The sequence below is a fragment of the Allobosea sp. FG18 genome (genome assembly GCF_057809495.1).
Genome location: NZ_JBMDKB010000014.1, coordinates 162,367 through 170,768, shown reverse-complemented (window position 1 = coordinate 170,768; position 8,402 = coordinate 162,367). Strand labels below are relative to the sequence as shown.

Genomic DNA, 8,402 nt, shown 5'->3' with positions numbered 1-8,402 from the left:
GAACAGGTGGCCGGCTTCGTTTCGGAATCAATGGCCGGCTTCATCGGAATACGCAAACATGAAGCTGCTGGGGGCCGAGAACAAGGAAATCGACCCGGCCAGCGTCAATTGGGCGACCCTGAAGAACCCCTATTTCTACGTGCGTCAGGAACCGGGTCCGACGAACTCGCTCGGCCAGATGAAGATCGACATGCCCAACGGCGATGCGGTCTACATGCATGACACGCCGAAGAAGACGCTGTTCCGCAACGATGTGCGCTTCAACTCCTCCGGCTGCGCCCGCATCGAGGGCGTCCGCGACCTCGGAGCCTGGCTGCTCGAAGGCACGGAATGGAATCGCCAGTCGATCGAGGACGAGATCGCCAAGGGCGAGCGCAAGAACATCACGCTGAAGAAGCAGGTCCCGGTCGCCTGGGTCTATCTCACGGGTTGGCAGGGCGCGGACGGGCAGGTCCAGTTCCGCGACGACATCTATGGGCTCGACACGCCGCAGGGCATCGTCATCTCGACGATCCAGCCGCGCAAGCCCAAGCCAAAGGCGGCCGTGGTGCCGCCGGCAAGGCCCGCCGCGGCGCGGATGACCGCTTCGGGCAATCCGCCGGCCGCGACGGCGACCGCCAGCAACTGACGCTTTATCGAGCACGACCCTTGTCATTCCGGGGCGCGCCGCAGGCGCGAACCCGGAACCCACGACTGGGTTGGGCATGGCGTGTTCGGTTGCGAGCGGCTCGCCCAGTCGTGGGTTCCGGGTTCTTCGCTCCGCGAAGCCCCGGAATGACAACGGTGGTGCCGACCTGGAAAGCTCTGCAACAATCCGGGCAACCTAAGGCCGCTTCAGGATCGCCATCACCGCGTCGATCGCATCAGTGCGCGCCTTCGGGTCGGTGCCGATCGTGACCATGCGGTCGGGCCGCTCGGAATAGGCGGCCTTGCGCTCACGCAGCTTCAGGTTCGGATGGTCGAAATCATGATAGGCGCCGGGGAATCCGACGAAACGGGCTCCACCGCTACGCGCAAGCTCCTCGCAAGGCGCAGCCGGCGTCCAGTCGTCGGCCAGGCCCTGGAAGATCGCGGTATCCGTCTGTGCCTGCCAGCCGCGCTTCAGGATGACGCGGCAGCCGGGATAGAAGGCGATGACATGGCGCAGGCGCTTCGCTTCGGATGCGCCGGCGACGCGCAGCGCCGTCGAGCCGCCATTCGACCAGCCGATCAGGGCGATGCGCTGCTTCATGGCGAAGCCTTGTTTTTCCAGCCAGTCGATGGCGGCGAAGGCATCGTGGGCGCGCCCGGCCGGCGTTAGCGAGCGCTCCCGGTCATTGCACAGCGCCTTGATGCCGCGAGGCCCGAAGCTGTCGACGAGGAGCACGGCAAAGCCCGCACTGGTCAGGCGCTGCGACCAGTCGCTCTCGCGGGCGTTGATCTCGCCTGAGCCCCTGTAGAGCCCGGCGCAGCCATGCAGGCCGATCACGACCGGGAAGGGGCCCGTGCCGGCGGGGCGCGCCAGCCAGCCCACGAGATCAAGCGAATCGCGTGAGGGAAAGCTCACCTTCTCAAAGGCGTTTGCGGCAGCCGTAGCTGCCACGAAGGGGAGGAGAGCAACGGCGAGCAGGCGGGCGAGGCGACCGATCATCCCAAAACTCCGTAGCTTGCAGGCACGCGATCAGGCTTGCGAAATAGTTCTCGGAACCACGCCGTCATCCCGGGCTTGACCCGGGATCCATCGAAGGGCTCAGGAGCCCTACGAAGGATCCCGGATCTCCGCTTCGCTGCGTCCGGGATGACGTTGTGCTCCGTTCGCGTCAACGGACCCCGGTGAGGCTCTGGCTTGCAGGGCAAAGAAAAACGCCGCGTCCTTGCGGGCGCGGCGTCATCATATCGAGCAATCGGCTCCAGCTCAGTTGAGCTTGGCCTTGACCTCGGTCAGCCCGGCCGCGAAGGCGGCGTCGCCGGCCTTGCCGGCCATCTGGCCGCGCAGGATGGTCTCGGCGGCCTTGGTGGCAGCGTCCGCAGCCGCGGCGCGAACCTCGGCCTCGGCCTGGCTCTCGGCCTGGGCGATCTTCTCCTCGGCCGCCTTGGTGCGGCGGGCGACGAAGTCGGCCAGCTTGGCCTCGGCTTCCGCCGCGAGGCGCTTGGCCTCGTCATTGGCGGAGGAGACGATCTCGGCGGCTTCGGCCTCGGCGGCCTTGCGCTTGGCATCGTACTCCGCGAGCAGCTTCTCAGCCTCCTGACGCAGGCGACGGGCTTCCGCCAGCTCCTGCGCGACCTTCTCGCCGCGAGCGTCGAGTGCCTTCACGATCGCGCCCGGCACGCCGAACTTGACCAGAATGGCAAGGAAGATGACGAGCGCGACGCCGACCCAGAAAGTATCCATCTGAACTCTCCTCAGCCGCGCGTCAGGGCCTGGTCGACAGCCGCCGACGCCTCGCTGGCGCTGGGAGCCTGACCGGTCAGCTTGGTGACGATGGCGGCGGCGATATCGCTGCCGAGATCGCGAACGTTGCCCATCGCCTTGGTCTTGGTCTTGGCGATGGTCGCCTCGGCCTGCGCCATCTTGGCGGCAAGCTCAGCCTCGGTGGCGTGACGCTGGGCGTCGCTCGCCTTGGCACCAGCCTCGCGCGCCGTCTGGGCGATGCCCTGGGCGTTCTTGCGGGCCTCGCCGAGGGCCTTCTCATAGGCCTGCGCCATGTCCTCGGCCTTGCCCTGCATCTGCGTGGCCTGATCGAGGTCGCGACCGATCGTCTCGGCGCGCTCTTCCAGGATGGAGCCCAGGCGCGGCAGCGCGACCTTGGACATCAGCCAGTACAGGGCACCGAAGGTGACCGCGAGCCAGAACAGGTTGCTGGCGAAGTGCGTGGGGTCGAAGGGCGGGAAGGAGGCCTTCTCGCCGCTCAGGCCCGGAGTGGCAGCCTGCGCCGCACCCGCCAGCAGAGCAGCGAACGAGGCGACAGCCATCGGCCATCCTTTTCGCGCGAACCCTGAAGATCGAACCGGCATAGCGTGCCTTTCAGCGCTGAAAGATAGGAAACCGTCGCGCGTTTGGCCGGATGGCTCCGACGCGCGACGAGAAAGCGATCGACGAAAGCGTCAGACCACGAAGAGCAGAACGAGCGCGACGACGAACGCGAAGATGCCCAGACCTTCGGCGAGCGCCGCGCCGATGAAGGCGCGCGGGAACTGGCCGTCAGCCGCCGACGGGTTGCGGAGCGCGCCCGAGAGGAAGTTGCCGAAGATGGTGCCGACGCCGATGGCGGCGAGGCCCATGCCGAGCGAGGCGAGGCCGGCGCCGATGAACTTGGCTGCAACAGGATCCATGATCTTATCTCCAGTGTGGAACTTTATGACAGGGTGGGATGAACTCTCGCGAGCGCTACCCCTGGCCTCAGTGGCCGGGGTGCAGCGCGTCGTTGAGATAGACGCAGGTCAGGATCGCGAAGACATAGGCCTGCAGGAAAGCGACGAGGAACTCCATCGCAGTCAGCGCAACCGCCAGCAGCAGCGGCAGCGGCGCGATGATGGTCGCAGCGCCACCCGCGGCGATGAGCGCGACGACGAAGCCGCCGAAGACCTTGAGCGCGATATGGCCGGCCAGCATGTTGCCGAACAGACGAAGCGACAGCGAAACCGGGCGCGACAGGAAGGACACGATCTCGATCAGCACGATGAAGGGCAGCAGCCAGCCGGGCACGCCTGACGGCACGAACAGGCCGAAGAAGTGGCTGCCATGCTTCACGATGCCGTAGATCACGACGACGCTGATGATGAGCACGGCGAAGGCAGCGGTGACGATGATCTGGCTGGTGACGGTGAACGAGCCGGGGATCATGCCGAGCATGTTGCTCGCCAGCACGAACATGAACAGCGAGAACACGAACGGGAAGAACTTCATGCCTTCCTTGCCCATCACGCCGGTCAGCGTGGAGGCGACGAATTCGTAGGTCATCTCGGCGAGCGACTGCAGGCGGCCGGGAACGACCGCACGCTGGCTCGAGCCGTAGATCATGAGCGCCGAGACGACGGCGAGCACGATCACCATCCACAGCGAGGTGTTGGTGAACGACAGGTTGATGCCGAGCGGCTTCAGCTCAACGAGATTCGTGATGTGGAATTGGTGGATCGGATCGATTCCGCCGCCGGCCGCCATGGTCTCGTTCCTCGTCGCGCGGCCGGGATAGGCCGCCTTTCGATCAATTCGCCTTCGGGCCGCCCTTCGACCCGGAGGTCGGACGCGAACCGAGCCGATAGACGGATCTGAAGCCCGCGATGGCTCCGATCACCAGGAAGGCGATCAGCAGGAACGGGGACGTTCCAAGCCATCGGTCGCCGAGGTACCCGATCAGGGCACCTGCGATGATGCCACCTGCGAGATCCGTCGCGGCGCGAAAGCCTGAGGACATCGCACCCGCAAGGGCCTTGTCCTCTCCAACCGGGCTCGCGCCCGGCTTTTCGCTCTCTTCCGCCCGCTTGATCGCGGATTTCAGGGAGCCCAGTCTTGCGCGCAACTCCGAGTCTGAGGCGTTTGGGTCGGGTTCGGACATGGCCTTGGTTCTCCGTCTTGATCGCGTTTACGCCGCGATCCCGCGAAAAACCACTATAACCACGACCAAACCCGCGCATCGAGCCGTCGTCAGCACGGCCTCCTTTATTGGCAGCCCCCCGCGCTGTCAAGGCAGGCAGATAATGTCTAACGCATTGGAATATCTATAAATTCTGGCTAAGTGCGACAATCTCGCCGCATTGCGGGAGCGAATGTGGCATTTTTTCAGCGGGGCGCGGCCGTTCCCGGCCAGGTTTTTGGGGATGATCGGGCGGCAGGCGGCCGCTTATCCCGCGTCGCGGATGCGCTCGGCCGTCGCCAGGTCGACCGAGACCATCTGACTGACCCCACGCTCGGCCATGGTCACGCCGAAGAGCCGCTCCATCCGCGCCATGGTGATCGGGTTGTGCGTGATCAGGATGAAGCGGGTCTCGGTGTTGCGGGCCATGTCGACGAGCAGGTCGCAGTAGCGTTCGACATTGGCGTCGTCGAGCGGCGCGTCGACCTCGTCGAGCACGCAGATCGGCGAGGGATTGGTCAGGAACACCGCGAAGATCAGTGCGGTTGCGGTCAGCGCCTGCTCGCCGCCGGAAAGCAGCGTCATCACCTGCGGCTTCTTGCCGGGCGGGCGGGCGATGATCTCCAGCCCGGCATCGAGCGGGTCTTCCGAATCCACCAGCTTGAGCTCGGCCTCGCCGCCGCCGAACAGCACGCCGAACAGCCGCTGGAAATGGCCGTTGACGACGTCGAAGGCGGCGATCAGGCGCTCGCGGCCCTCGCGGTTGAGCGCGCCGATCGCCTGCCGCAGGCGGCGGATCGCCTCGGTGAGGTCGTCGCGCTCGCCCGAAAGCCCTTCGCGCTTGGCCTTCACCTCGGTCAGTTCGTCCTCGGCGCGCAGATTGACGGCGCCGAGCCGCTCGCGCTCGCCCTTGAGATTGGCAAGCCGCCGCTCGATCGCCTCCGGCTCGGGCAGCGCATCGCCCGGCTTGATTCCTGCGATCGTCTGCAAGCCGTCCAGCCCGGTCTCGAGCCCATCCTCGATCTGCCGGATGATGTCACCGAGGCGCTGGCGGGCGGCTTCCAGTCGCGCTTCGGCCGAGGCGCGGCGTTCGCGGGCGCCGGACAGGCCCTCAAGCGCGATGCGCGCCTGCCGGTCGGCCTCCGCCAGTGTGGTTTCGCCGGCAGCCAACCTGTCGGCGGCTTCCCGGCGGGCGCCTTCCGCCTGCTCGATCTCGGCGACGAGGCGCCGCCGCTCGGTCAGGAAGGTATCGGGGGCTTCGAGAAGCGTCTTCTGCTCGGCGCTGGCAGCCTCGATTCGGCGCTGCGTCTCCTCGGCGCTCTGGAGGCTGGCAGTCGTGCGCAGTTGCCAGGCCTTGATATCGGCGGCGATGGCCTCGCGGCGGCGCGCACGCAGATCCGCCTCCCGCGCCAGGGTCTGGACCCGGGCCCGCGCATCGGAGGCGGCGGTGCGCGCCTCGCCGAGCAGCACGCGGGCCTTGAGCAGGGTGTTCTCTAGCTCGGCGGAGGCGGGCAGGGCCGAAAGCCCGGTCTCCTGAGTCGCGGCCTGTTGCGATGTCTCGGACACGGTCTGGCCGAGGCGTTTGATCGCTTCCGCCAGCGTCGAGCGTTTTACCAGCGTCTCGGCTGCCTTGCGCTCGGCAACGGTCAGCTGCTCGCGGGCCTGATCGACGCCGCGTCGTGCCTGCTTCGCAGCCTCGATCGCGGCACTTTCGGCCTGCGCGGCCTGTCTTGCCGCCGCGCTCTCGGCCTCCAGAGACCGGCGCGCGGCCTCAGCAGCCTCTCGCGCCGCTTTCGCCTCGCGTTCGAGATCGGCAAGGCGATTCTTCTCCGAGAGCCGCCGAGCCGCGGGCGAGGGGGCATCGGCCGCGCTGGTGAAGCCGTCCCAGCGCCAGAGGTCGCCCGCCTGCGACACCAGGATCTGGCCCTGCTTCAACGCACCCCGCAGGGCGTCCCCCTGGTCGCGTGTGACGACGCCGATCTGCGCCAGCCGCCGCCGCAGAGCCGCCGGTGCCTTGACATGGGTGAGCAGCGGCTCGGCGCCGGCGGGCAGGGCAGCATCATCCTGGCCTTCGCCGGTATCGTCCCAGTGGGCCGGGGCGGTTGCTTCGGTCGAAGCGTCGAGATCGTCGCCCAGCGCAGCGCCGAGCGCGATCTCGTAACCCTTGGCGACGCTGACGGCTTCGAGCACCGCCGGCCAGCGGTCGCCTGCGGCCGGAGCAAGCAGCTTGCGCAACGTGCCGATCTCGGTGTCGAGGCGCTGCGCCCGGCGGTCGGCTTCGGCGAGGGGGCCACGCTGCCCAGTTTCGCGCTCGCGTGCTGAAGCGACCGCATTGCGCGCTTTGGCGACATCGGCATCGGCGGTCTTCAGCGTCTTCTCGGCCGCGATCAAAGCTTCGCGCAGTTTGTCGAGCAGCGTCTTCGCATCGGAGGCATCGAGAACCTCCAACTCGCGGCGCAGCTTGTCGCGCTCGGCCCCGGCGCGATCCTGCCGCTCGCGCGCCTCGCGTAGTGAACGCTCCAGCGCGCCGCGCCGCGCGGCAAGGTCTGACAGCGCGGCTTGCGCGGCGGCTTGCTCGGTTTCTGCGGCAGCGAGCGCCGCTTCCGCCGCGCGCTGCGCTGTCGTCGCCGCCTCAGCGCCCGCTCCGGCGCCATCGCCTTCCCGGGTCAGCGCAGCGTCTTCTTCCGCGAGCCGTGCCAGACTCTCGGACGCATCGCGGCCGATTGTCTCCTGCCGTGACAGATCGGCCTGCAATTCGCTGAGGCGCTTGCCGAGTTCCTCGGTGCGCTGCCGGGCCCGCTTGTTCTCGGCTTCGAGCTCGTCCAAACCCCGCTTCAACCTAACCAAAGCGGCTGCGGCGTTGGCCTCGCCCTCGCGCAGCGCCGGCAGTTCATGGGCGGCGACTGCCTGCCTTTTGGCGGCCTCGGCCTGGAGACTGGTCTGGTCGGCGACGCCGCGCACGGCCTCTTCCAGCACATGCGCCGCCTGCGCCTCCTGGGCGCGGGCATCGTGCAGGGCTATGACGGCGAGCGTCGCCTCGGCCCGGCGGATATCGGCGGCAAGGCTGCGATAGCGCCCGGCCTGCCGCGCCTGCCGCTGCAGGGCGTCGATCTGCCCGTCGATCTCGCCGAGCACGTCTTCCAGCCGGGTCAGGTTGTCCTCGGCCCCGCGCAGGCGCAGTTCGGCCTCGTGGCGGCGGCTGTGCAGGCCGGCGATGCCGGCAGCGTCCTCGAGGATCCGGCGGCGCGATTGCGGCTTGGCCGAGATGATCTCGCTGATCTGCCCCTGCCGGACGAGGGCCGGCGAGCGTGCGCCGGTCGCCGCGTCGGCGAAGAGGAGCTGCACGTCCTTGGCCCGCACCTCCTTGCCGTTGATGCGATAGGTCGAGCCTTCCTCGCGCTCGATCCGGCGCGTGACCTCCAGCACATCGGCTTCGTTGAAGGCGGCCGGCGCCTTGCGGTCGCTGTTGTCGAGGGTGAGCGAGACCTCGGCCATGTTGCGGGCCGGGCGCTCGTTCGAGCCGCCGAAGATGACGTCGTCCATCCCCGAGCCACGCATGTTCTTGAACGAGCTTTCGCCCATCACCCAGCGCAGGGCTTCGACGAGATTGGACTTGCCGCAGCCATTGGGACCGACGACGCCGGTCAGCCCCGGCTCGATCGGGAACTCCGTCGGCTCGACGAAAGTCTTGAAACCGGCGAGCTTGAGGCGCGTCAGATGCATGAAGCCACCGCGCAGGCCCGAAATGCCTCAGCCCTGATCCTGAGGAGCAGCCAGTTCGGCTGCGTCTCGAAGGATGCTCCAGAGCGCACTGGAACCATCCTTCGAGACGCCGCTCCGCGGCTCCTC

The 8,402-nt window shown here is 67.6% G+C and carries 8 protein-coding genes; 1 reads left to right on the top strand and 7 read right to left on the bottom strand.

Annotated features, from left to right (window positions below; translation table 11 throughout):
* Positions 1–58: 58 nt before the first annotated feature.
* Positions 59–628: a L,D-transpeptidase family protein gene (locus tag ACODTJ_RS16840; RefSeq protein ID WP_488849483.1), complete on the top strand. Its 570-nt coding sequence runs from the start codon at positions 59–61 to the stop codon at positions 626–628.
* A gap of 195 nt (positions 629–823) precedes the next feature.
* Here the strand turns inward: ACODTJ_RS16840 and ACODTJ_RS16835 are convergent, their stop codons facing one another.
* The 7 genes from ACODTJ_RS16835 to smc all read right to left on the bottom strand — a co-directional run bounded on the left by ACODTJ_RS16835 (position 824) and on the right by smc (position 8,276).
* The gene (locus tag ACODTJ_RS16835) at positions 824–1,630 is read right to left on the bottom strand and encodes a dienelactone hydrolase family protein (protein ID WP_454657891.1); all 807 of its coding nucleotides are present in this window, start codon (positions 1,628–1,630) and stop codon (positions 824–826) included.
* Positions 1,631–1,894: 264 nt separating this feature from the next.
* Positions 1,895–2,371: a F0F1 ATP synthase subunit B family protein gene (locus ACODTJ_RS16830; RefSeq protein WP_454657890.1), complete on the bottom strand. Its 477-nt coding sequence runs from the start codon at positions 2,369–2,371 to the stop codon at positions 1,895–1,897.
* Positions 2,372–2,382: 11 nt separating this feature from the next.
* Entirely contained in the window at positions 2,383–2,952 is a 570-nt protein-coding gene (locus tag ACODTJ_RS16825) for a F0F1 ATP synthase subunit B family protein (protein WP_454657889.1), read from the bottom strand.
* 132 nt (positions 2,953–3,084) lie between these two features.
* Positions 3,085–3,312 carry a F0F1 ATP synthase subunit C gene (locus tag ACODTJ_RS16820; protein ID WP_038360954.1) on the bottom strand — a complete coding sequence of 76 codons (228 nt, stop codon included), beginning with the start codon at positions 3,310–3,312 and terminating at the stop codon, positions 3,085–3,087.
* Positions 3,313–3,379: 67 nt separating this feature from the next.
* Positions 3,380–4,141 carry a F0F1 ATP synthase subunit A gene (locus ACODTJ_RS16815; RefSeq protein WP_454657888.1) on the bottom strand — a complete coding sequence of 254 codons (762 nt, stop codon included), beginning with the start codon at positions 4,139–4,141 and terminating at the stop codon, positions 3,380–3,382.
* Between the two features lie 43 nt (positions 4,142–4,184).
* Positions 4,185–4,535 (bottom strand): AtpZ/AtpI family protein, encoded by a 351-nt coding sequence (locus ACODTJ_RS16810; protein ID WP_265058296.1) that lies wholly within the window; start codon positions 4,533–4,535, stop codon positions 4,185–4,187.
* Between the two features lie 285 nt (positions 4,536–4,820).
* A complete protein-coding gene (gene smc / locus ACODTJ_RS16805) occupies positions 4,821–8,276 on the bottom strand; it encodes a chromosome segregation protein SMC (protein ID WP_488849479.1) in 3,456 nt (1,151 codons plus the stop codon).
* Positions 8,277–8,402 lie beyond the last annotated feature (126 nt).